The sequence below is a fragment of the Litorivivens sp. genome (assembly GCF_041624475.1).
Taxonomy (GTDB): Bacteria; Pseudomonadota; Gammaproteobacteria; order Pseudomonadales; family Spongiibacteraceae; genus Litorivivens.
In genome coordinates this window covers 92,887-114,785 of sequence record NZ_JBFJUX010000004.1, presented here as the reverse complement: position 1 = coordinate 114,785, position 21,899 = coordinate 92,887, and the positions used below count along the sequence as shown (strand labels likewise).

General features: G+C 51.2%; 21 protein-coding genes and 1 tRNA gene. 10 read left to right on the top strand and 12 right to left on the bottom strand.

The window, feature by feature from the left end:
* Position 1 precedes the first annotated feature (1 nt).
* On the top strand, positions 2–478 hold the full coding sequence (locus ABY734_RS07040; protein ID WP_372778259.1) for an Lrp/AsnC family transcriptional regulator: 477 nt from the start codon (positions 2–4) through the stop codon (positions 476–478).
* Between the two features lie 100 nt (positions 479–578).
* Here the strand turns inward: ABY734_RS07040 and grxD are convergent, their stop codons facing one another.
* Positions 579–914: a Grx4 family monothiol glutaredoxin gene (gene grxD / locus ABY734_RS07035; RefSeq protein ID WP_372778258.1), complete on the bottom strand. Its 336-nt coding sequence runs from the start codon at positions 912–914 to the stop codon at positions 579–581.
* Between the two features lie 197 nt (positions 915–1,111).
* Here grxD and ABY734_RS07030 point away from each other — a divergent pair.
* Positions 1,112–1,187, top strand: a tRNA-Lys gene (locus ABY734_RS07030).
* 175 nt (positions 1,188–1,362) lie between these two features.
* Here the strand turns inward: ABY734_RS07030 and ABY734_RS07025 are convergent.
* Positions 1,363–1,629 (bottom strand): helix-turn-helix domain-containing protein, encoded by a 267-nt coding sequence (locus ABY734_RS07025; RefSeq protein WP_372778257.1) that lies wholly within the window; start codon positions 1,627–1,629, stop codon positions 1,363–1,365.
* A gap of 87 nt (positions 1,630–1,716) precedes the next feature.
* On the opposite strand from ABY734_RS07025, the gene ABY734_RS07020 reads away from it, so the two are divergent.
* Genes ABY734_RS07020 through ABY734_RS07000 form a run of 5 tightly spaced genes read left to right on the top strand, consistent with a single transcriptional unit; the run spans position 1,717 to position 4,929 of the window.
* Entirely contained in the window at positions 1,717–1,950 is a 234-nt protein-coding gene (locus ABY734_RS07020; protein WP_372747149.1) for a hypothetical protein, read from the top strand.
* Positions 1,943–3,184, top strand: a complete 1,242-nt coding sequence (locus ABY734_RS07015; RefSeq protein ID WP_372747148.1) for an Arm DNA-binding domain-containing protein — start codon at positions 1,943–1,945, stop codon at positions 3,182–3,184. Before ABY734_RS07020 ends, ABY734_RS07015 begins: the two co-directional genes overlap by 8 nt.
* Positions 3,181–3,720 carry a hypothetical protein gene (locus ABY734_RS07010; protein ID WP_372747147.1) on the top strand — a complete coding sequence of 180 codons (540 nt, stop codon included), beginning with the start codon at positions 3,181–3,183 and terminating at the stop codon, positions 3,718–3,720. Before ABY734_RS07015 ends, ABY734_RS07010 begins: the two co-directional genes overlap by 4 nt.
* Positions 3,721–3,722: 2 nt before the next feature.
* Positions 3,723–4,646 carry a hypothetical protein gene (locus tag ABY734_RS07005; protein ID WP_372747146.1) on the top strand — a complete coding sequence of 308 codons (924 nt, stop codon included), beginning with the start codon at positions 3,723–3,725 and terminating at the stop codon, positions 4,644–4,646.
* Positions 4,624–4,929, top strand: coding sequence for a hypothetical protein (locus ABY734_RS07000; protein ID WP_372747145.1), 306 nt, complete (start codon positions 4,624–4,626; stop codon positions 4,927–4,929). The genes ABY734_RS07005 and ABY734_RS07000 overlap by 23 nt, the downstream gene beginning before the upstream one ends.
* 388 nt (positions 4,930–5,317) lie before the next feature.
* On the opposite strand, the gene ABY734_RS06995 is transcribed toward ABY734_RS07000, so the two are convergent.
* From ABY734_RS06995 to ABY734_RS06985, 3 genes are all read right to left on the bottom strand, one after another.
* Entirely contained in the window at positions 5,318–5,524 is a 207-nt protein-coding gene (locus tag ABY734_RS06995) for a hypothetical protein (RefSeq protein ID WP_372778256.1), read from the bottom strand.
* A 190-nt stretch (positions 5,525–5,714) separates the two neighbouring features.
* Positions 5,715–6,653 carry a cytochrome-c peroxidase gene (locus ABY734_RS06990; RefSeq protein WP_372747143.1) on the bottom strand — a complete coding sequence of 313 codons (939 nt, stop codon included), beginning with the start codon at positions 6,651–6,653 and terminating at the stop codon, positions 5,715–5,717.
* Positions 6,654–6,989: 336 nt separating this feature from the next.
* Positions 6,990–8,060 carry an AraC family transcriptional regulator gene (locus ABY734_RS06985; protein ID WP_372747142.1) on the bottom strand — a complete coding sequence of 357 codons (1,071 nt, stop codon included), beginning with the start codon at positions 8,058–8,060 and terminating at the stop codon, positions 6,990–6,992.
* 134 nt (positions 8,061–8,194) lie between these two features.
* On the opposite strand from ABY734_RS06985, the gene ABY734_RS06980 reads away from it, so the two are divergent.
* Complete coding sequence (locus ABY734_RS06980; RefSeq protein WP_372747151.1) at positions 8,195–8,506, top strand: 2Fe-2S iron-sulfur cluster-binding protein; 312 nt, start codon at positions 8,195–8,197, stop codon at positions 8,504–8,506.
* Positions 8,507–8,520: 14 nt separating this feature from the next.
* Entirely contained in the window at positions 8,521–9,936 is a 1,416-nt protein-coding gene (locus ABY734_RS06975; protein WP_372747141.1) for a cytochrome P450, read from the top strand.
* Positions 9,937–10,567: 631 nt separating this feature from the next.
* Here the strand turns inward: ABY734_RS06975 and ABY734_RS06970 are convergent.
* Both ABY734_RS06970 and ABY734_RS06965 read right to left on the bottom strand, forming a co-directional pair.
* Positions 10,568–13,129, bottom strand: coding sequence for a TonB-dependent receptor (locus ABY734_RS06970; protein ID WP_372747140.1), 2,562 nt, complete (start codon positions 13,127–13,129; stop codon positions 10,568–10,570).
* A gap of 75 nt (positions 13,130–13,204) precedes the next feature.
* Positions 13,205–14,335 carry an alkane 1-monooxygenase gene (locus ABY734_RS06965; protein WP_372747139.1) on the bottom strand — a complete coding sequence of 377 codons (1,131 nt, stop codon included), beginning with the start codon at positions 14,333–14,335 and terminating at the stop codon, positions 13,205–13,207.
* Between the two features lie 198 nt (positions 14,336–14,533).
* Here ABY734_RS06965 and ABY734_RS06960 point away from each other — a divergent pair, with 198 nt between their 5' ends.
* Positions 14,534–15,151 carry a TetR family transcriptional regulator gene (locus ABY734_RS06960; RefSeq protein ID WP_372747138.1) on the top strand — a complete coding sequence of 206 codons (618 nt, stop codon included), beginning with the start codon at positions 14,534–14,536 and terminating at the stop codon, positions 15,149–15,151.
* A gap of 230 nt (positions 15,152–15,381) precedes the next feature.
* On the opposite strand, the gene ABY734_RS06955 is transcribed toward ABY734_RS06960, so the two are convergent.
* The 5 genes from ABY734_RS06955 to ABY734_RS06935 form a co-directional block, all read right to left on the bottom strand.
* Positions 15,382–16,194, bottom strand: a complete 813-nt coding sequence (locus ABY734_RS06955) for an alpha/beta fold hydrolase (RefSeq protein ID WP_372747137.1) — start codon at positions 16,192–16,194, stop codon at positions 15,382–15,384.
* Between the two features lie 83 nt (positions 16,195–16,277).
* The gene (locus tag ABY734_RS06950; protein ID WP_372747136.1) at positions 16,278–17,171 is read right to left on the bottom strand and encodes a transglutaminase family protein; all 894 of its coding nucleotides are present in this window, start codon (positions 17,169–17,171) and stop codon (positions 16,278–16,280) included.
* Between the two features lie 44 nt (positions 17,172–17,215).
* Positions 17,216–17,698 carry a hypothetical protein gene (locus ABY734_RS06945; RefSeq protein ID WP_372747135.1) on the bottom strand — a complete coding sequence of 161 codons (483 nt, stop codon included), beginning with the start codon at positions 17,696–17,698 and terminating at the stop codon, positions 17,216–17,218.
* Between the two features lie 110 nt (positions 17,699–17,808).
* Positions 17,809–19,053, bottom strand: a complete 1,245-nt coding sequence (locus ABY734_RS06940; protein WP_372747134.1) for a cytochrome P450 — start codon at positions 19,051–19,053, stop codon at positions 17,809–17,811.
* Between the two features lie 110 nt (positions 19,054–19,163).
* Positions 19,164–21,641, bottom strand: a complete 2,478-nt coding sequence (locus tag ABY734_RS06935) for a TonB-dependent receptor (protein WP_372747133.1) — start codon at positions 21,639–21,641, stop codon at positions 19,164–19,166.
* Positions 21,642–21,899 lie beyond the last annotated feature (258 nt).

Sequence of the window (21,899 nt, the reverse complement as noted above, 5' to 3'; positions counted from 1 at the left end):
AATGGCTACAGAACTCAACAATCAGGACATTACCATCCTGAATATTCTGCAGAAGGATGCCAGCAAAACCTCGACTGAAATTGCTGAAACACTGAATATGTCGCAGTCGCCCTGCTGGCGCCGCATCAATCGTATTGAGCAGACCGGATTAATCCGGAAGAAAGTCGCCCTGCTGGATCGAGAAAAACTCGGCATGGAACTGGTGGTGTTCACCACCGTCAACCTGACGACTGTGGGTCGACAATATCTGGAAGATTTTGAAGACGCCGTACGCACCTTGCCCGAAGTGATTGAGTGCTACACCATGACCGGCGTGTGGGATTATATGCTAAAAGTCGTGGCCAAAGACATTCGCCACTACGAGGTGTTTGTCCGCGAGCGCCTGCTTTCCCTGCCAATGGTGGGCGAAACCCACTCCCATATCGCTGTTACGGAAATCAAAAATACCACCGAGCTGCCACTGGATACCCAGCTTTAGCCTGATCCGGCAATAATGCTGCCGGACTTATCCCGAACAAAAAAAACCGCCCAACGCGAATTGAGCGGCTTTCAGGTTCTGCGGCAAAAGTGCCTGGGATTTACTGCTCCGGTGCCGGGTGCTTGGCCGCCACTTCCTTCAGCAGGGTTTGCAGCTCACCGTTTTCATGCATCTCACACACGATGTCGCAGCCGCCGACCAGCTCACCGTCCACCCACAGCTGTGGGAAGGTAGGCCAGTTGCCGACCTTAGGCAGATTGGCGCGTACATCCGGGTTGGACAATACGTCGACAAAGGCAAAACGTTCACCGCAGGCCATCACCGCCTGGGAGGTGCGGGCCGAAAAGCCACATTGGGGCTGGTTAGGAGAGCCCTTCATATAGAGAATAATCGGGTTGTCTTCGATCTGCTTTTTGATCGTTTCAATAATATCCATTGCTACCACCTGTTAATTCGGTTCATTCGAGCTCAGTAGGCGCCGCATTTTACAGGTTTTGGCCAAAAAACGCTCGTAATCACTGAAACACGACCTGCGGGAGCTGGTTGTTTTTTGACCGCGAAAAGCCGACGCAATTCCCCGCAAAAAAAGGTTGTCATTTTCATGGAAATCATTACCATATGCGCCTTCTTTAAGGGTCGTTAGCTCAGTTGGTAGAGCAGTTGGCTTTTAACCAATTGGTCGCTGGTTCGAATCCAGCACGACCCACCATCTTTAAAGCAGTAAAAATAAAGAGTTGCAGAAATGCAGCTCTTTTTTTTCGTCTGCCGAATTCACCTGTGACCATATTGTGACCAATCTGTGCCCAGATTGTGACCACCAGCCAAAATTCAAACCTCAGAGTTGAACAAATAACAATCAATTTTGACCGGTTGGTTTTGACTGGTCACTCTTCCGGAATGTATACCAACAGGTCATTTAAATCGCACTTAAAGTAACCTAATAGGCGATCAATGAGGTCAAGGCCCGGTTTGTAGCTGTGGTCGTTGGCAATTTTTGAGAGTGTCACTCGGTGGATTCCTGTCGCTTCGGCGACCTCCCCCAGAGTGATCGAACGCTTCTCCTGAAACTCCTTTTCAGCAAGTACTTCTTTAAACTTTATTCTAATCATATCGCTATATTTGTAGTCACTAGGCTTCAAAAGAAGTTGCATTTTGATTTTTGATGTGTATTCTTGACTTTAAGTGTAGCGAAATGGCTACACATGAAACCAAAGAACTTCATATGAAGGGGAATATACATGAGTTATACATACCTGACTACAGAGGCGCTTGCAGAGCGAATTCACTACGAGCCATCAACGATTCGGTCCAGTCTCAAAGACTCTGTTTTGCTTGAAGGCATTCACTATATTCGGCCTTTTGGCGGGCGGAAGATTCTATATCTCTGGGAAAATATCGAGCGAGATATGGTGGGGGAAGTTGACGATCGCGTTGCCATCCCTATGGCTTCGGGAGATGCTTGCCATGTCTAGAGTGAACGTACGAAAAGAAACCGAGTGCCTGTATTTTGATTTCCGGTATATGGGAGTTCGCTGCCGCGAGCAAACCACACTCAAGGATACTCCTCGCAATCGTCGCAATATGGAAAAGGTGCTGGAGAAAATCGAACGGGCGATCGTCGATGGCACCTTCGATTACGCAACCTTCTTCCCCGGTAGTCGTCGATCAGAGCAATTCACCAAAAAGCAGCGACAGCAGGCTTCTCAAAGAGCTGAAGTGGAACTGCCGGCACCCGCAGTCGAAATCGACACGCCCCCTTTCGCTGACTTTGCCGAAACCTGGTTTTCGGAAAACAAGATCGCTTGGCGAGTAAACACCCAAAAGATGCATCGCTGCCACATGCGCAAACATCTATTGCCGCGCTTCGGTCACCGGCGCGTTCACGAGATTACGCGTGCCGAGCTGATGTCCTTTCGGTCGACTTTAGCGGAGATCGAGAGCGGCGACCGGATTCGCGAGCGCTCCCCGAAGACCATCAATGAAATCATGGGGACATTGGTTGCCATCCTGAAGGAAGCCTCCCTTCGCTTCAATTTCTCAAACCCCGGAGAGGGACTCAAACGTCTGAGCGTGCGTAAGAAAGACATTCAACCGCTAAACCTGGACGAAGTTGAGCGATTTCTTAAGGCTGTCCGCGCCGACTACCAACCCTATTTTACGGTTCGCTTCTTCACTGGAATGCGCAGCGGCGAAGTACACGGCCTTAAATGGCGTTGTGTGGATTTTGACCGGCGCGAAATTCTAGTCCGAGAAACGTACTCACTGGGCCGGGTCGAGTACACGAAAAACGACGGATCTCAGCGTGAGATCAAAATGTCGGAACCGGTCTACCAAGCACTGCAAAAGCAATACAAGGCGACAGCTCATCTGGGTGAATATGTGTTTTGTACCCGAACAGGTAAGCCCCTCGATATATCGATTGTAGGCAAGCGTGTCTGGCGACCAACTCTTCTCCGGCTGGAACTACCCTACCGCCGGCTCTACCAAACCCGACATACCGCCGCCACCTTATGGCTTGCTTCCGGAGAGGCACCCGAGTGGATAGCGCGTCAGATGGGCCATTCGAGCACCCAGATGCTCTTCAATGTGTATTCACGTTATGTGCCCAACCTGACCCGGCAAGACGGTTCAGCGATCGAGCGAGTATTGGCAAGCCGTCTGACACTAAACGGAGTCGACACCGCACGTGAAAAGGGGGCCGAATGAAATCACTAGAACATCAAATCGTGGATTATATCGCCCACCGACTACTGGCCGGTCGCCACGACATTCATGGGCGTGAACTGGTGGCTCTGGTGGGGACTGGCCGGGAAGCTGATAACTTGGCGGCTACTTGTGCCTGGATAGTGGCTCGAACCGAGGAGGACACCTCGCTGGCACCAAATGCCGTGGGTTGGTTGCGTGAGCTCTTCGACGATTACCTGGAAGACCAATGGGCCCTACTCCATCAGTGCAGGGCACCGCAGATGGAGAACGTCGATTGTTTGCCGCGAATCCCCCTGACCGATATTGAGTGCCAGAGACTGGCGGAAACTATTGCGTATCTGGTGGCGGGGCCACTCTACCGCGACAAATTGGAGGCAGCGGCGGGACTGGTACTTGGTAAGCCAGCTTGCGGTGAGAGCGCCCTCTACCATTGGGTGCGTGCTCAAGATGACCGCTACGCCTTCTACCCATCTGAACTCACACTATCGCTGGCGCAGCGTCTGCAGCGAGCGCTGCTTGCGCTGGAGGAGGTGTGACGATGATCAAGGAGAATGGGACAGGCGAGGTCTGGCCGCCGTTGCAGCCTGACGGACTGATTCGCGAGCAACTGCGGATCGTGTTTATGGGTGCTGGCAGGACCCAAAGCGGGCTGGCTGCCACAGTATTGGCGCTGGCCAATAGCCACTACCAGCTGGAAACACAGTTGCGCCCTGATCAGTGCGGGAACCCGCAGTATCCACTTACTTACGGTGATGTGGTGGCTGTGAAGGCCTTGCCAGAACAAGAGGCGCAGCGGCGCGAGCCCGGCACACCCAGGCTGGCGATTCAGCGGATCCGATTGCTGGACCCAGACGAAATCTGCTTTGAGGCCTTGCTCCCGCAAACGTGGGTGGTGCCCACTCAAGTCCCCGCACTAACCCTGCTGCTGCAGTCCCTTAACGCCGTCAGTCACCGGGCGATCCGACGCTTCCTGGTCGACGTGTTGCTCAATACCAATACCGCGCTCGGGCTGTTAACGGTACCGGCCTCCTGTCGACACCATCATGCCTTCCCTGGCGGATTGCTTGAGCACACGGTGGACATGCTGATTGACTTCCAGCAGCACCAGCCGCCGACTCTTGAGCCGATACTGCAGGATCTGATGCGGGCGCTGATTGTTGTCCACGACATTGGCAAAACCGTCACCCATGCCTCTGGCGCCTACACCGGACGCGGGGAGTGGCAGCCCCATGAGCCAGCAGGGCTTGAGCTACTGGCCTCTCCGCTGGCCGCCCTGGACCGCAATGCGCCCAAGCTTGCCCACTTCATTCGGGCGATGTTCAAGCCAGCGCGGTATCACCCCAAGAAACGCCACTACCTCCACGACTGGCTATCCCGGCTGGACCGACGCAGCGCTAGCCGCAAACCCATTCACGTCGACACACTGAAGGAGCCTTACCATGCGCTATCTGACAAGCGATGAATTCGAGACACTTAAAGCCGCGCAGCAACTAATTCCCTACATGGAAGACGTTAAGGATAAAGAGGACCCGCAGGTATGCTGGTCAGTTTACGGCAACCCGCAAACCAATGAGATTCTGGTCAGGCTGACGAGTGAAAAAGCCACACTCATTGGTGCCAAGCCCACCGAGGTGTTGTTTCCCGCAATGGCGGATAGGGTTTTCGGGATTGATATGGCCGATGAGCAATTAGCCGAGGCTATGTCACTGGATATGTATGCCAAATACAAACAGGAAACCGCGTAGGTACCAGAGGAGGTCTATTGTGACGACAAAACGTATCTCACTACCGTTGTCGCGGGCCAGGCGGGAATTCCGTAAGTTAGTAGGGTGTATCGATCGTGGAGAGGTCGATGTGTATGAGATCACCCGGCACGGTATTCCGCGGTGTGAAATCATCAAGCACCGAACAGGCGAGGGTGTTTGGGATTCATTCTTTAAGGAAGGCCCCGGAGTATCGCCGGATTTCAGTCGGTCGCAGGAGGATGACGATTGGCTGAAAGATCCACCGGTGGGAAGAGAAGAAATATAGTGTAGGTGAGCCGGATCAACAGGGATGCATTTCTGCCGGTCACCATCGCATATCGAGATGCCTGGATTTACGTTGAGGGGACCAAGCCCAATCCGGGGGCAGTCAATGGGAAAATTTGTTGCAGACTAGTATCCCACTAATCGGAATCCAAAGCGCAGACAGCGTGACGCCAAGCGTTGGGACGAATACCTTGGCGAGCTCTCCAGAAAGCGCGTGGTAACCGATGAAGGATATGCTCCAGATAGCAAGCACGCCGGAGAGCGCCAGAAACAGCATAGGTCGCAGGAAATCGCGAGATGTCATTTCCATCGATAACCCCCTTGGTTGATGTGGCGGATAATGATCTATATCTGCATTGTAGCGCAGATTACAGAAGAGCAACTTTCAAATTAAGGATTTCTGGTTTCCCGTAATTTTTCGGCTGCCAAAGAGGGCTCCCTCTCCCTTTGGGAGAGGGACAGGGTGAGGGTTTGTAAGAAAGCCCCCGCTCGCGAAGATTTCAGGGATAAAGCATCACCTGAGATAGATCAGGCTCGACAGGCATCGCTGTCTCATCATTCAAGGTTTTCAAAAAAGCCACCAGGTCCCGCTGATCCTGCTCATTCAAAGCGGGATTTACTATATGCCAGTGTATCTTCAGATCAACACCCACTGGCGCTGCGTTGCCACGCCCCTTGGCGTAGAAGCCCACCACCGCCTTGAGGTCCGCAAATACTCCGGAATGCATATAAGGCGCTGACTGCGCGACATTGCGCAAGGACGGAATCTTGAAGGCGCCCAACAGGGTTGGCTCATCAAACACCGGGCCTGCGCCACGGTCGAAGGGCAAGCCCTCCGGTTCCGGTGTACCGGTCACCGCAAGCTGCTGGTTGGTGAACAGCGGTGGCGTATGGCACTGGGAGCAGCGGGTGTCAAACGAGCGAAATAATTTAAGGCCGCGAATTTCCTGTTCATTCAGCGCATTTTGACTGCTGTGTACATAACGGTCGTAGCGGCTGTTCAGCGATACCAGACTGGACTGAAAAGCGGCCAGCGCCTGGGCGATATGCTCCGTCGTGATCGGTCTGCCCCCCACGCTTGAAAAGGCTTGCGCAAACAGTGGCCGGTAGGCGGCAATGGCATTGATGCGCCCTTCCAGTTGCTCAGGCGTGGTGTTCATTTCCTCTTCGGAAAACAGCGGCAATCGCGCCTGCGCCTGCAACGACTCGCTGCGTCCATCCCACATCAGCAAGTGCTGAAAGCCGATATTCCAGAGGCTGGGCGCGCCGCGCTTCAGTTCGCGCTGGCCGGCGCCGATGCTGCGTGGCAAACCGTCGCTGAAGCCCTTGTCAGGTTGATGACAACTGGCGCAGCTCTGGGTGCCATCGCCGGACAGGCGTGGGTCGAAAAACAGGTAGCGGCCCAGATCAATCTGCTCGGGTCGGTAGCGCGCTTCCATGGGTGGTAGGTCGGCGCGCAGGCCACCCTGCCCCTCGAAACTTTCGTAGAGCTGGTAAAGGCTGACCAGATCGCAATAACCATCGTCGGCCTTGACGAAGGACGGCGGGCACTGCGTGTTCAGGGAGGTGGCGCTGCCCGCGCTACAACAAAACCACAGCTTCTTCCGGGGCCTCCGCGAACCTGGGGGCTGGAAGCGAGCTATCGTTTCTGATGAGATTATTCGGACTCTACACTAAAAATCGGCCCTGCCGATATCGCAATTTAGCGCGGCTCCTTCCTTACCTTTCCAGAGTGCAAAAGACCCCATGCCAACTCGCTTGGTAGGCTAACCAAGTCATTCCAAAGGGGCGCGCGGCAAAGCGTCCGGGGAGCCGACTCGTTGCCTGTACTGTTCGGGCGAATGGCCGAACCAGCGTTTGAAGGCGCGCCGGAAATTGGCGCTGTCGTGATAATTCATCAGCGCGGCAATGGCCTCGATCGACAGTTTGCCGTCACACACGTAGCTTGCCGCCTGCTGGGACATAATATCGTCGCGAATTTTTCGAAAGCTGCAGTGTTCCTGTTTCAGCTTGCGAGCTAAGGTGCGTTTGCTCATGAATAGGGAGGCTGCGGCCTCTCCCTCACTGAGGGTCCCAGGTGGCCGGGACAGCATCATCTTCTTGAGTCGAAGCTGGTAGCTTGACTCCTCATTCTGAAGTTGTGCAAGCATATTTTCACACTGCTGCAGCGCCAGACTGTAGTTTTCATGGTTAGCAGAGGCGTTGGGTTCATGGCACAGCGCTATTGGTAATCGGAGCGTTAACTGATCGCAGTCAAAATGGATCTGACCGGGCATATACTCGGAATAGATCGCATGGTATTCGGGTGCCGGGTGAGTAAAGCAGATTTCAGCCTCATGTAACGGACGCCCGACAATGAATTCACCAAATGCAAGCAACGCCATAAGCAGCGTTTCCGACAAACACCGCTCGAGAGTGGCGTCCAGCATAACCTGGACCACCAGCCTGCATTCCAAGTGATCTTCGATCTGCTTCAAATGCAACTGGATCACGCCGAGCTGTGTCGGCAAGAAGGTGTGTATCGCGCGGAGCGCACTGAAAAAGTCCGGGCTGCTTGAAGCGGCAAAACCCATGGCACCGTGGGTAGCCGGCGTCAGACGTTTTCCCAGGCGCAAACCGAATTCGGGCTGACCGCCCAGCGCCAGCGCGTTGTGCAGAATCCTTACCTGCTGGGCCACCGTGAGCAGGCTGTCCTCGTTCATGAACTGCTGGACCTCAATACCGGTACCACGCAGCAACGTCGGTAATTGGCCGGCCGTCAGGTCCAATTCTCGGGCAATAAGGCGTGAATAGTTCGATGGAATTTCGGCTTTCAGGAGTTGCCAAGCGTCTGCAGGTTGCGTCATCAGAGCCACTACTAAAAATATTGAATATTGTCATTAAATGACCCCCCTCCTGTCAAGAAATGACCTCCCCGAAATGGTCTTGCGAAGTCACTATGAAATTGTGAGTTACTCGCAGGAGAGAGACATAGGGCAAAATTATTTTTATTGAGCATGGCAACACCAAGCATGTCACGGAATTCGAGGCAGGAACAACGCTGATGCAAGTCGCCGTCGATAACGCCATTCCCGGCATCGACGGGGACTGCGGCGGGGAGTGCGATTGCGGCACCTGCCACGTAATTGTGGCAGCCGAATGGTTCGAAAATGCCGGCGCTGCGGGTGATGCAGAAGAACAGATGCTGTCTATGACACCCGAGCGGACGAAAACCTCTCGCCTGGGGTGCCAGGTAGAAACAACAGAGGCGATGGACGGCATGACCGTGCATTTGCCTGTATTCCAGATGTAAACATGGAGGACACTATGTCTACGAAAACAAGCTCAACCGATGCTCTTCAGACTAAAATAATCAACGCTTCGTCCAAAATCGTGCCGATGCATCTGCAACTCAAAACGCTGAAGACGTTAATGAAGGCAAAGAAAAAGACCGTAGGTTCTCGACACCCCCAGGTTAACTTCGTCGAAACGCCTGTCCCAGACGTCGACACTTTGGCACTCGAAGACATCGACACCAGCAACCCATTTTTATACCGACAAGACAAGTGGCGCGCCTATTTCAAGCGATTGCGTGATGAGGCACCGGTGCACTACCAAAAGAATAGTCCATTCGGGCCTTTCTGGTCGATTACGCGATATGACGACATATTATTCGTGGACAAGAGTCATGAACTGTTTTCTTCTGAGCCCCAAATTATCTTGGGTGAGCCACCGGAAGGGCTGTCGGTAGAAATGTTCATTGCTATGGACCCGCCCAAGCACGACGTACAACGTCGGGCAGTTCAGGGTGTGGTAGCTCCGCAAAATCTCAAGGAAATGGAAGGCTTAATACGCTCTCGCGCAGCTGAAGTGCTCGACAACTTACCCCTAGATAGACCCTTTAACTGGGTGCCCGCTGTGTCAAAAGAACTTACAGGGCGTATGTTGGCTACGCTGCTGGATTTCCCTTATGAAGACCGTCACAAACTAGTTGAATGGTCGGATCGCTTGTCCGGTTCAGCATCTGCGACTGGCGGAGAATTTACTGACGAAGACTCAATGTTTAATGATGCGGCAGACATGGCCAAGGCGTTTTCCACACTATGGCGTGACAAGGAAGCCCGCCGCAAAGCGGGCGAAGAGCCTGGCTTCGATTTGATCAGCATGTTGCAGAGCAACGAAGACACAAAGGACCTCATCAACCGGCCAATGGAGTTTATCGGAAATCTGGCACTGCTTATCGTTGGTGGCAACGACACTACACGCAACTCCATGAGCGGCGGCGTACTGGCCTTGAATCAGTTCCCCGAGGAATTCAAAAAGCTGAAGGCAAACCCGGATCTAATTCCTAATATGGTTTCGGAAATCATTCGCTGGCAAACCCCACTGGCAAATATGCGTAGGGTTGCTACGCAGGACGTAGAGCTGCGAGGTCAAACAATCAAGAAAGGAGACAAGGTATTAATGTGGTATGCCTCGGGCAATCGGGACGAGCGCAAGTTCGATAATCCTGATCACCTCATCATTGATCGCAAGAACGCACGAAATCATATTTCCTTTGGCTACGGCATACACCGCTGCATGGGTAACCGACTCGCCGAACTCCAACTACGAATTTTGTGGGAAGAGCTGCTGGAACGGTTTGAAAGTATTGAGGTTGTTGGAGAACCGGAGCTTGTGCAGTCCAACTTCGTGCGGGGCTACTCTAAGCTGATGGTGAAACTGACGGCAAAACGCAAATAGAAGATCTAACGAAGGAGCGTGCGGACATAACAATTATATAGTCACAGCCTGGTTTGATTGGAGTTGGATATGCGGCCGCCAAGAAACTGCGCGACAGCGGCCTCTATTCGGCGGTGGTGAACCAAACAGGACCGGACAACCGCCGCGAAATGCTCTGCAAGAGCAGCTGCGGCCTGTCCCGCAGCGGATGTTTAGTCACCGTTTTAAGCGTCAGTCCAATTTCGAGCGGCTACGCCCTGCAAACTGTTTTGCGTTGCCCCGAAATTTACTCTATATAAAATATCTAGCTCTAGATTGTGCGTTTTGTAGCAACGAAACCAGTTATAAAATTCATATAAAGCATTGTGTCGGAATAAATAACAACTTAGAGCATCGGATTTCTTCCACAGCATAGGCCGCAGTACCACGACGACGAACTCCTTCTCCAGCGAAGCTTCCTTGTTTCAAGCAACAACCTGAAAGTGAGGTCTGCCCGACAATACGTACAGGATGGCGCGAATCTGCCAAGTTAGAATTTAGGCAATTTAAATAACCCGCGTACAGTTCTGTACAACCTGACTTAAAATACATATTACGTTTACTAGATGAAAAAATAGAGAGTCGACCAGATATCCCACTCAACTTTAGCGCATTACCAGCGGTAACTCATTTGCAAAGCAACGCTGCGCGGTGCATTAACAAACCCGTGGTGAGTGGTTGTACCGGCGATCACTTTTTTGGCGACGGGCGTGTCTACGCCGTATAAAATAACCAGCTCGTCAGTCAGGTTTTTTGCCAACAACGCCACCTCCCATAAACCATCCAGTGACGACAAAGACACCCTACCATTAAATTGCACGTACGCATCCTGTTTAATGCGCTCATCAAGGTTGGGCGAAGGGTGATAATCATCCGTGAAAATAGTATCCAGATTAGCTCTGAGCATATAGCCGACGTCAAAGGCGCGCTCATAGGCCAATGTAATATTGCCTGAATAGTCCGCCGCGTACTGATTAGTTTTTCCGGAGTAGTCGCAGTTAATGCCATTCGGTTGATCTGGCACCTGATCCTGAATACAGGTACCAAATTTGTGATCCTGGAATTCGAAGTCTAGAAAAGCTAGTCCCCCGGCGAGGAGAAGACGTTCTGATAGAGCTATCCGACCGTCGAACTCAATCCCTCGGGTCACCGCACTCGCGGCGTTGCCCACATTAAAACCCAGCGTGCCGTCAAACACACTAACCTGAAGGTTTTCATACTCGGTCCAGAATAATGCGGTATTTAGTTCGGCAGCACCGTCCAAGAGCGTCGATTTAAAACCGAGTTCGAAGGCTGTTGCTTCCTCCGGTTCGTACTCAAAACTACCTATAAGCGTACGCTGATTAGTTCCTCCCGGGGCCGCGTTCGGGTTAGCCGGCGTCGGCTCAGAACTAGGAGATGAGTTGGAGCGGGCGTCGTAGCCACCGGACTTAAACCCACGGCGAGCCGAAGCATAGCTCATCAGCTCAGGGGTTATATCCCACTGCACGTTGATTAACGGGGCAAACTGCGATTCTGTTCTCTTGCCTTTAAGGTAGTGCCTCTCTGCGGCGAAGGTTACTGCTGCAGCAGTGTCAGTCTCTCCTATCGGGATAATCGTGCCATCGGGTTTCGCAAACTCCAAAACCCGGCTGCCGCTTTTCTTTTCGAAGGTATAGCGCCCACCTAGCGTTAAACGCCAATCTTGATTAATGGTCCATGTAGTTTGCAGGAAGGCAGACGCAATAATTGAATCGCTTTTAAAGTCTCGAGGAGATCGAATGTCCAGAACAGCGTTACCCGCATCACCAATACCAGCGGCCTCAAAACCTGTGCTTCCATCCGCACCTGGGTCATAGTCGCCACGGCCACCACCCTCAATTAGATCCGCCGCATTAATCAGCTGCGGAATCAGCGTAGAGGGCAGAATTATCGAGTCAAAAAAGTACAGCTCGTTGTATTGAAAGTAAGCCCCCGCTATATGCTCGAAGCGTTGCCCTACTGGCGATATCCAACGGAACTCTTGGCTATACTGTTCGTAGTCTTCTTGAAACGCTACTTGAAATAATGGAGCTCCGGTAAAATCACAGTCGCATTCTTCATCATATTGATACGCCATGATGCCAGTAATAGAGCTAAAGCTGTGTTCCCCCAGATACCAGTCCAAGTTAGCAGTGAAGTTTTGTGTATCGTTGTAACTGAAATCGCCGTTAGCGTGTCTACTTCGATCCGCGACAGAATCCAGTACGGCAGGGTGTGAATCTATATTCAATATGCTTCCGTTCGGCTGCAACTGCACTAGATCTCGTAACTCCTGTGGCAAAGCTGCAAAAAACTCCGACGCCGGCCCTGCACTTGGAAATACGGTCCGGTCCAGGATTTCACCATAGGTTCGACCAGTAAACAAAAATATATCTGACGTCGATGGATTGTCGCTTATAATTTCAGACTGCCTTCCCACAACGTCAAAACGGCCACTCTCTAATTTGAATTTCGCATCCAAACTATCCGTGGCCTTCCAGTCGAGTATGAGTCGATATGTAGCTTCACTTCTCTTTGCCTCATCTCGGTCAAGTACTGGGTTGTCCATGAATCCGTCGACCTTTCTCTGACGAGTGGCAAAGCGGAGAGCCATAGTGTCGTTAACTGGGCCAGAGAACATGACATCGAGAATTTGCTCGTTCATAGCCGGTTCGTAAGTTAACTGAAAACGCGCCTCTTTTTCCTGGGATGGTGTCGCGGTCGCTATATTAATAGCACCGGCTATACTGTTCTTTCCTAACAGAATATTCTGCGGCCCTCGCAACACCTCAACTCGCTCCAAATCCAAGAATGGGGCTCGGGCCAATTGCGCTCGACCATAATAGATTCCGTCGACATACATGCCGACGGATTGCTCGAAACCCTGATTTTCTCCTGACCCTATACCACGAATATAAATATCGGTACCAATGCTAGATTCCGTCATTGTGAAATTAGGCACATAGGCTTGTAGATCCTCGATCTTAGCCAACCCGGCCTCCATCATCTTCTCGCCACCAATAGCGCTAACTGACACTGGAACATCCTGAAGGCTTTGTTCGCGAAGCTGAGCGGTTACAACAACCTCTTCAAGCACTGGAGCACTATTCACCACAGCGCTGACACCTACAACAACCCCTGTCAATAGAGCTCGCAATATGACTTTATATGACATAGTTTTGATCCTTTATTGTTCTAAAGCAGAGAATCCGGTCGCCGCTACCAAAAGAGCGGTACCACACAGGTCCGCCTAACCGTGATTGGCCAAAGCCAGATTTCCCTTGTAGTGCGCCTTAACCTTTGGGTTCATTACCCTGAACCAAAGCGGCGGAAAATAGGCTAGCATCATCATCGATGCATAGCCGGAGGGGAGCTGAGGACTGTCGTCGAAATGACGAAGTGCTTGATAAGGCCGTGATGGGTTTGCGTGATGATCTGAATGACGCTGCAATTGATACAGCAGTATGTTGGTAATCGTATGGTTACTGTTCCATGAATGTCTTGGTTGACAGCGCTCATAGCGGCCGTCCTCACCTTTCTGCCGTTTGAGTCCATAGTGCTCAATGTAGTTAATCACTTCCAACAAGGAAGCTCCGAGCACCGCCTGAACCACAAGGAAGGGGAGCGCTGGCCAACCCCAAATTGCCATACAGCCCGCAAAAAAAACAATGGTCATACTCCACGCTTGCAACACCTCGTTGCGCCAATGTATAGAGGGCAGTTTTTTTCGAGCTAACCGCTGCGCCTCAATTTCCCAAGCAGAACGAATACTGCCAATCACCGTACGCGGTAGAAAAGACCAGAAGCCCTCGTTGTAGCGTGAGCTTGCAGGATCCTCTGGCGTGGCCACACGACGATGATGACCAAAGTTGTGCTCAACAAAGAAATGTCCGTAGGCAACCGGAGCGAGAGTTAGCTTCGCCAGGAAACGCGGCAGCGCCTCCCGCTTGTGTCCCAATTCATGGGCAGTATTGATACCTATTCCATTAACGTAGGCGCAATTAAGAATTGCACCAACTACGCCAAACCAACTCAACCCACCTTCAGTGACACAGGCAACAGCCGCCAACGTACCGATAAATTGAAGAGGAATGTATGCATAGACGATATGACGGTAATAGCGGTCGCGGGCTAGTCGCTCAACTGCGGATTCCGGTGGATTACTACGATCGGTCCCCACCAAGTAGTCGAGCGCTGGAATAACGATATATACGACCAACGGCGCCATCCACCAACTCAATTCGGAGCCGGTGGCCATATACAGCAGAGAGGCAACGATTGGCAGTAAAGGGACCACTAACCCCATCGCCCACAGTGGCTTCTTGGAATCGCGCCATAGGAAAGCTTCATTGAATGTGCGTTGTTGAGTCACCGCTGACATATACCCGCCTCGCTTGCTTCATTATCATATTTACACATGTAAACTTATGCTAAGTTCGATATTAACACTTGTCAACTTAAATTTTCGGGCGATTTTGTATGCCGTAACCGCGATGTCGCCTAAACACAAAACACTTGTTAGTCTTACGCTTCAGGCGGTCATTTCAATGACTTGCAAAACAGGGTGACGGGAACCGTAGTGGCAAAACAAAGCAGAAAAGGCAACAGAGAGAAATTACTTAATGCGACATTATCCCTGATTCTGGAGGACCAAAGTGGATTAGCCGGCCTCAGCTTGCGCAAGATCACAAAGCAAAGCGAGCTCAGCCCGCCAGCGTTCTACAATCATTTCAGCAGCACTGAAGAGCTGGGATTAGCTCTTGTCGAAGAAGCCGGAACAGTCATCCGAGGACTCCTGAAGTCAGTGCGTGACGCCGATTCAGTTGAAGAAGTTATCGGCCGATCAGTAGAAATCGCCTTTGACTACATAACAACCCACAGGGCATTGTTCATCTTTATCGCCCGTGAGCGAGCAGGCAGCTCTGCGGCTATTCGGCAGGCTATCCGCCTGAATGTGCGTGCAATCATCGAAGACATGAGCGACGACTTTGCTACCAGCGGGCTATTCCCTCAATACGACCTAGATGAACTGAGAGCGATGGTATCTGCTATTGTTTCGCTTGGCCTGAACCTGATACCCGACCTACTGGACTTAACAGAAGCAGAACCCGAAGAGCCTGATTACCTATTGCGAGAGTTCGAATTTCAAGTGCGCACAATGCTGAAAAACGGCTATAAAGCGGAACCTATTTCGTAAAACCAACTGCGGTTTCCAATCGCTCACCTCGAATCTTATTTACATTACGAACACAAAAATTAAACTTATGCTTTCTCAAAAACTGCGCTGCAGCGTCCAATATAATATATAGACTGACGCCACCGCTTCTCTTTGAAGGAAAACCTTTCTGTCTCTGATGGTGACGGGTAATTCTATCGCACGCTATAATATTTAGAATTATCCCTCCCTGAGAGGGATCCAATAGCGCATCACAGCGCGCCCTCTTCCACGCTCTCAGCCAAGAAACCAGACACCATATCCAAAATTTCGGCGCAGCTCTCTTTGTGCGGAACATGACCAATACCAGGCAATACGACGGATCGCGAATACCCTGTAGCTTGGCCGGCTATAAATTCCGGGAAGTCTACTGAGCCATATTCATCACGATCTCCGTGGACCGCCAGAATCGGACAGTGGACGTTATTAAGATGAGTCTTCAGATTCCAGCACAGGAACTGCGGATGCAACCATGTATCGGTCCATGCCTGCAGAACCCAACGGGCTTTAGGTCCGTGATATTTAGCTAATTTTTCGAAGTTATTTCCCTGATTGAAATAATTTCTGGATGCAATAATTCCACGCTTGGTCCTCTCTTCAACATACGGCTGGGAAGACTCAGTTATAACTGCGGCACACAGACCTGTCATCGAGTGAATGCTGGCAATGGCTATGGCCATACAACCACCTACGCTATGCCCAAACGGAATGACTTTCTCCAGACCGAGGGACGCACACAAGGCGGGAAATACCGACTCCGCTTCCTCGTCAATAAACCGCAGAGAAGGTGGGGCCGTGCGCTCTGTTGAACGCCCGAAACCTAACCGGTCATAGGCTACGACCTGGCGCCCCAGTTTAAGCGCAAGCACTTCCGGAAAGTCTCGCCAAAGTTCCACACACCCGAGCGAGTCGTGAAGCAGAACAACAGGTGTTTCGCAGCGCCCCCCACTCACATGCCACCGGCGGACGAAAATCTCACCGCCAGGAACCGAAACCATCGTTTCATCTATGTTTATTACTGTCATACCACCGTTTCAACCACAGCAGTCAGCAGGCACTGCTGAGAACATGAAGCCCAGAGAGAAAGCATGCCGGAATTGAGTTGAGTTCAGGGGCGCTGAATCTCCTTTTCGACATCCGCAGAAAAGTCTGCCCCCTCCATCGCCTCAAAAACACCGGGATATTCACGATTGAAGGTTTCTATCATCTCAACTAATGGCACATCCGGATATTCACCACGAAAATTGAGGTATTCCATATGCCGCTGACCGACCTTGTCAAACGGGTGATAGATCGAGTCGCTCAAGCCATCAAATTCCAGAGGATGCAGGCTGAATTTATCGCATAGTTCTATATTGAAGGCCGGCGTAGCCTTTCGCCACTGCCCCTCTAGCCAAATAATGGTATACCCGTGGAAGAAAAAGACGTCGGTTTTTAGCGTATTACGCAGTCGTTCCGTAGATAAATGATTACGTACATCAGCGTAACCTAGGCCGGCGGGAATTCCCGCCGCACGACAGGCTGCTGCCAACAACACGGCCTTACTGACACACCACCCATAACCTTTTTCCAAAACTGAGCTGGCGCGTAAGCCGGCTTCACTAACATCTATTCGGTAAGGGTCATAGAGGAAACCATCTCTGACCGCATAGTACAATGCAACCGCACGCTCCCGATCATTACCACCAATTGCGTTTTCCCGGGAAAAACGCCGGACGAGTGGATGCTCGCTATCCACACATGTACTTGCTTCAAGATAGCCGTCGATACTCACTTTTACTTCTCCCAAAAATACTTCAGACAGCCATATTCCGCATGAGAAAAGCCATCCATCTAAGATTTTAGGATTAACCAGCACTACATAGTACGGACTAAAAAGAATTAGTCTCATCCCGGCTTTATTAAAACGCCAGCTATCCAATAGTTGAAGAAGAAAAAACTGCCGGGAGTGGGGGCTCAGCCGGCAGAAAAAGCTGGAATTGCTGCTATAGAGCGATCCCACCTGGATGGTCCTTTTCTTGTTTCGAACGGTTAATCAATTAGCTTCTATGATTTTTCGGGCAACGGATCCGCCCGAAACATTATCCAGCAGACATAGATCAATGTTGCGGCACTAAGGATGGCGGGAAAGAAGGCAAGCACACCTGCAACGCTTGCTTCACCCAACTGATTGCCGCCGGCAGTCAAACCCCGATTAGGCGCGAACATACCGAAAAAATAAAATGAAAAATTACCCCATACGGCAATCGCAGTCCCTACATATACTCGGCGAGCTACCCGCGGGCTCAAGGACACATCGTGCATTGCCAGAGCCACCGCAATTGCCATTAGACCGTTCATGAGCATCCCGACATGAAGAACACGCCACCCCTTTGTCGTACCAGGAATATCCATTTCGATCGCGACAGGAAGTGGGCTGAACGACACTCCGCCTATGAGTGAGAAAGTAAACAAAAAACCACCGACTAGGCCAACCAAAAGCGCCATAAACCCGTGTCTCAAAAGCTTGGAGCCGTAGGAATAGTTCATATTCTTTCTCGCACTATCTCCGATGAAGCAGTCACGATTAACTGATATATGGTTTACTTCCTTGCCCGGCAAAAAAAAGAGCGCGGGCAAGGATTGAGACCATGGCATTACTACAAGGCATGCAGCTTAACGGGCAGCGTCCTGTAACCACGTACCCAGTTGGAGGTTACCCGCTCGGGCTCTCCAACAACTTCCACTTTGTGGAATCGCTGCATGATTTCCTCCCAAAGTATCCGTAACTGCATTTCAGCCAGACGATTACCCATGCAGCGATGTATACCAAAACCAAAAGCTATGTGGTGGCGGGCGTTTTTCCGGTCAATAATGAATTCGTTAGCGCGATCTATCGCAGTGTCGTCATGATTTCCTGACAGATACCACATGACCACTTTGTCGCCTTTTCTGATCTTTTGCCCGCGGAATTCTGTATCCACTTTGGCTGTGCGTCGCATGTGAGCCAAGGGTGTCTGCCATCGAATAATTTCCGATACCATATTTGGAATCAAACCAGGATTTTCTCGCAGTTTTTTGTACTCTGCCGGATTTTGGTTCAGCGCAAGCACACCGCCACTGATAGAATTTCGCGTAGTGTCGTTCCCCCCCACGATAAGCAAACCAAGATTCCCAATATATTCCATGGGTCGGTCGACCATGTCAGCGGTATCAGGGTTGTTCTGCAATAGCGTAATTAGGTCGAGGCCATTCGTTTCTTTTCCTTTACGTTCGTGCCAGAGATTAGTGAAATACTCCAGCATTCCCATAAGGCCGGTAAGTCGTTCTTCTGACGTAAAATCGCCACCACCTAGCTCAGGCGAGCCTGCGGCCAGATCTGACCAATATGGCAACAGATGGCGATCTTCAAACGGAAAATCGAACAGTGTAGCCAGCATCTGGGTCGTCAGATTCTGGGAGACATGTTCCACCCAATTGAAAGTCTCGCCAACAGGCAGGCTTTCCAGAATTTCGACGACTCTACGCCGGATCAAGCTCTCCATTTCTTTCAGATTAGTGGGCGCCACCACTGGCTGCACGGCCTTGCGTTGCACATCGTGCCGAGGTGGATCCATGGCAATAAAGTTTTCGGCTGGAAGATCGTCACCGAGATCAGCCAGAAAAATATTGGGCTCGGATGAGAAAACCTCGTGGTTGGTGTCAATTGCAACAATGTCATCAAACTTTGTAATCGACCAAAAGGGACCAAATGGACTATTCGCTTGATAGTGTACAGGGGCTTCTTTGCGCAATCTTTCAAAAAATGGCCGCCATGCATCCTGCGCCAGTAACGCAGGATTGCTAACATCGATCTGCTCAATTGGTATGGCCCAAGGGTCCGGAATAGTTTCGGCGATATACATTTGAATTACTCCGTGATCACTCATCAGTGAGCGAATAGTTGATAGACTTTTTAAGGAAGTCGGAATCTGAACAGAGGTCGGATTCCGACGACCATGCTGGCTTTAGCTGATTACTCCCAACGGTAGGTCATTTCTAATCCGTAGGTGCGCGGAGCACCTTCCTGGAAGTAGTCAAATCCGAACCCAGCCTGGAGGTTAATTGCGTACCCGTCGTATTCAGTCTCAGTGAGGTTTTTCCCCCATAGAGCGACTGAGTAGCTATTGTCATAAGAACGCCAAGTTAGTCGCGAATTGACTAGCGTGTACGGATCCTGCTTTATCTTGTCGTACCCGGCCTTGTCGTTATAAGCGCTATACCACTGTTCGCCTTGGTAGTTTGCATTAACATTGAAACTCAAAAAGCCAGCGTCGGTTACAAGCACGTCGTAGTCGAGCGAGATATTGCCACTGACTTTGGGGGCAGAAATCAGCTCATTGCCCGAAAGATCTACATTATCGTCAGGGTCATTCAACGTTTGTGTATCTGAGAGCGTAAGCTCCGTGTACTCACTTTCTAAGAGACCGAGGCCAAAGTTCACGACAAGGCGCTCTCCGATGGCCCACATAAGCTCAGACTCAAAACCCAAGATCTCTGACCCGCCAGCATTTTCCAAGAAATTGGATACGCCCACTACGTTAATGAACTGCTGGTTAGTGTAGTCGTAGTAGAACAGGGCCGCATTCAGACGCATGGAGCCTTCGAGAAGATCCGATTTCATGCCTACTTCATAGGCATCAAGGAATTCGGGCTCTGCATAGGCATTCTCAAAGTCACGTACTTCGTAGTAGACACCGCCGTTGAAGTTACCGGCCCGATAGCCTTTGCTGTAACTTGCGTAGACCATGAGATCTTCGCTTAAGCGATAGTCAACACCCAACTTACCGGTCCACTCTTTCTCGTTGGCTGTAAGGCGTGGTGCAGAGTCCGTTGTGTAGGGGCCATGCGTATAACCGCTTTCGGCATTACTGGCCAGGTCCTGGGGGGTGATGCTGCCATCTGCCAAGCCAGCGATAATAGCGTCGGTTTCCAGTGGGCCGTTACTTCCGACAGTTGGTACAATAAAGGGCTCATCAGTGCCCGTATTGTTACCCGGCACCCATGTGCCTACAGGCTCGCCATCGTAGGTGAATCGGGAGATGTTGAGGTAATCCAGGTCGATCTGGTCTGCCGTATAGCGTATGCCAAAGTCAAACCCCAGGTTTGCGGTTGCATCGAACCGAAACTGAGAATAAACAGCGTAGCTTGTTTTGTCGGTGATCATTTTCTGATCGATACCGCCGAAATCGAGCAGAAACGGATAGAACGCAGCTGCCCCGGGAAAGGTGGCCGCCACCCTGGTATCCGGAGGAGTTTCGTAGATTTCGTAGATATTGTGCATATCCTGGTATTCAGTTGCGTAGTACATCCCAGATATGAAGCTAAAGCCGTTATCAAAATTTCCGGCAACCCGCAGGTCCTGGCTGACTGCATCTGTCTGAACGCCCCACCGAATATGTAATAATCCATCGGGCCCGCCGTCGACATTTTGTTTCTGACGATAATCGGCTTCGCTATAGGTACTGATACTGGTAAATGTGTAGGACTCAGTTATGTGCTCGATTTTCATCAACGCACTTTCATTATCGACAACTAGAGGGCCGGTGTAATCATCTTGCTGCTCGTGACGGTCAAGCCCATGTGCAGGCCGAGAATAGCCCGTATTATCAATAAAGCCATTGTTTGGTTTCTCTGTGTACGCGCCGACACCACTCGCAGCTATTGCTTGCGCTTGCTCAGGGTTTTTTGAAAGGTCGCCGCGCGGCTCATTCCGCGAACCGTTAGCAAGAGAATCGTTACCGCTATTGGTGTATTTGAAATCAATGGTTGTCGCATCGGTTACCAACCATTGCGCACTCAGCCTAGCGCCTTGAAAATCAAGCTGAGACAAGTTGCTGCCTCCGAAAGCATTTTCAACGTAGCCATCATGACGACTTGAGGAATAGCCAAGTCGGAGCGCCAAGGTATCTTCAATTACCGTATCCTGGATGCCGAAATCGAAAGCTTGAGAGCCATAATTTCCCGCCCCCGCCTTCATGTTGAAAGAAAACTCATCACCAACCTTTGCGGACTTCGTGATGATATTAACCGCGCCGCCGGTGGTGTTTTTCCCGTAAAGGGTTCCCTGAGGCCCACGAAGCACCTCGAGACGCTCCACATCAAAGAAGTTCATACCATGGGTATAGGTCGCCCCCATATACATTTCATCGGTATAGACGCCTATCGGACTGGCCTGATTTGAGCTGTAGTCCGACATACTGACGCCGCGTATTGAAAAGATGGGCTGCACATCTCCGTAGGGGCCGCTGACCTGCATATTCGGGACCTGTGCTGAGATGTCATTGGCGTTCTGAAAGCCGAATTTTTCCAGCGCGTCACCCGTCATCCCCGTAATGGCGATCGGGGTATCCTGCGTGCTCGCAGAAGTTTTCTGAGCTGTAACCATCACCTCTTCCAGCACCTTTGCCTCAACTCCTGCCGAGTTAACAGCAACCAGAAACGCGCCAGCCATCAGCCTCTGAGGGGATTTGCATCTGTAAGTCATACTATATGCCTCATATTATGGTTTTATGCTCAAACGAAAGCGTCCCGGCAGGAGTTTTCGGCCCAACTGTGTTGCGAGCTGCGAACTGGCTCTGTTTGCTTAATAATTACAAGCACTTACAACCAGAAACAGCCTTCACCGGCGGCTCATCGACAAGTCTAGCAACCGACTTGTAACGCCCGCTTGAGCTCCAGACAACCGAATCACGTCAACCGGAGGTTGCGC

Bases quoted from the DNA above. Each gene is read 5' to 3' on its own strand.
- ABY734_RS06935 (WP_372747133.1), bottom strand. From the start codon at position 21,641: ATGGCTGGCGCGTTTCTGGTTGCTGTTAACTCGGCAGGAGTTGAGGCA.
- ABY734_RS06995 (WP_372778256.1), bottom strand. From the start codon at position 5,524: ATGGAAATGACATCTCGCGATTTCCTGCGACCTATGCTGTTTCTGGCG.
- ABY734_RS07015 (WP_372747148.1), top strand. From the start codon at position 1,943: ATGTCTAGAGTGAACGTACGAAAAGAAACCGAGTGCCTGTATTTTGAT.
- ABY734_RS06955 (WP_372747137.1), bottom strand. From the start codon at position 16,194: ATGACAGTAATAAACATAGATGAAACGATGGTTTCGGTTCCTGGCGGT.
- grxD (WP_372778258.1), bottom strand. From the start codon at position 914: ATGGATATTATTGAAACGATCAAAAAGCAGATCGAAGACAACCCGATT.
- ABY734_RS07000 (WP_372747145.1), top strand. From the start codon at position 4,624: ATGCGCTATCTGACAAGCGATGAATTCGAGACACTTAAAGCCGCGCAG.
- ABY734_RS07010 (WP_372747147.1), top strand. From the start codon at position 3,181: ATGAAATCACTAGAACATCAAATCGTGGATTATATCGCCCACCGACTA.
- ABY734_RS06940 (WP_372747134.1), bottom strand. From the start codon at position 19,053: ATGTATATCGCCGAAACTATTCCGGACCCTTGGGCCATACCAATTGAG.
- ABY734_RS07005 (WP_372747146.1), top strand. From the start codon at position 3,723: ATGATCAAGGAGAATGGGACAGGCGAGGTCTGGCCGCCGTTGCAGCCT.
- ABY734_RS06970 (WP_372747140.1), bottom strand. From the start codon at position 13,129: ATGTCATATAAAGTCATATTGCGAGCTCTATTGACAGGGGTTGTTGTA.
- ABY734_RS06985 (WP_372747142.1), bottom strand. From the start codon at position 8,060: ATGACGCAACCTGCAGACGCTTGGCAACTCCTGAAAGCCGAAATTCCA.
- ABY734_RS07025 (WP_372778257.1), bottom strand. From the start codon at position 1,629: ATGCAACTTCTTTTGAAGCCTAGTGACTACAAATATAGCGATATGATT.
- ABY734_RS06945 (WP_372747135.1), bottom strand. From the start codon at position 17,698: ATGAACTATTCCTACGGCTCCAAGCTTTTGAGACACGGGTTTATGGCG.
- ABY734_RS06975 (WP_372747141.1), top strand. From the start codon at position 8,521: ATGTCTACGAAAACAAGCTCAACCGATGCTCTTCAGACTAAAATAATC.
- ABY734_RS07040 (WP_372778259.1), top strand. From the start codon at position 2: ATGGCTACAGAACTCAACAATCAGGACATTACCATCCTGAATATTCTG.
- ABY734_RS06990 (WP_372747143.1), bottom strand. From the start codon at position 6,653: ATGGAAGCGCGCTACCGACCCGAGCAGATTGATCTGGGCCGCTACCTG.
- ABY734_RS07020 (WP_372747149.1), top strand. From the start codon at position 1,717: ATGAGTTATACATACCTGACTACAGAGGCGCTTGCAGAGCGAATTCAC.
- ABY734_RS06965 (WP_372747139.1), bottom strand. From the start codon at position 14,335: ATGTCAGCGGTGACTCAACAACGCACATTCAATGAAGCTTTCCTATGG.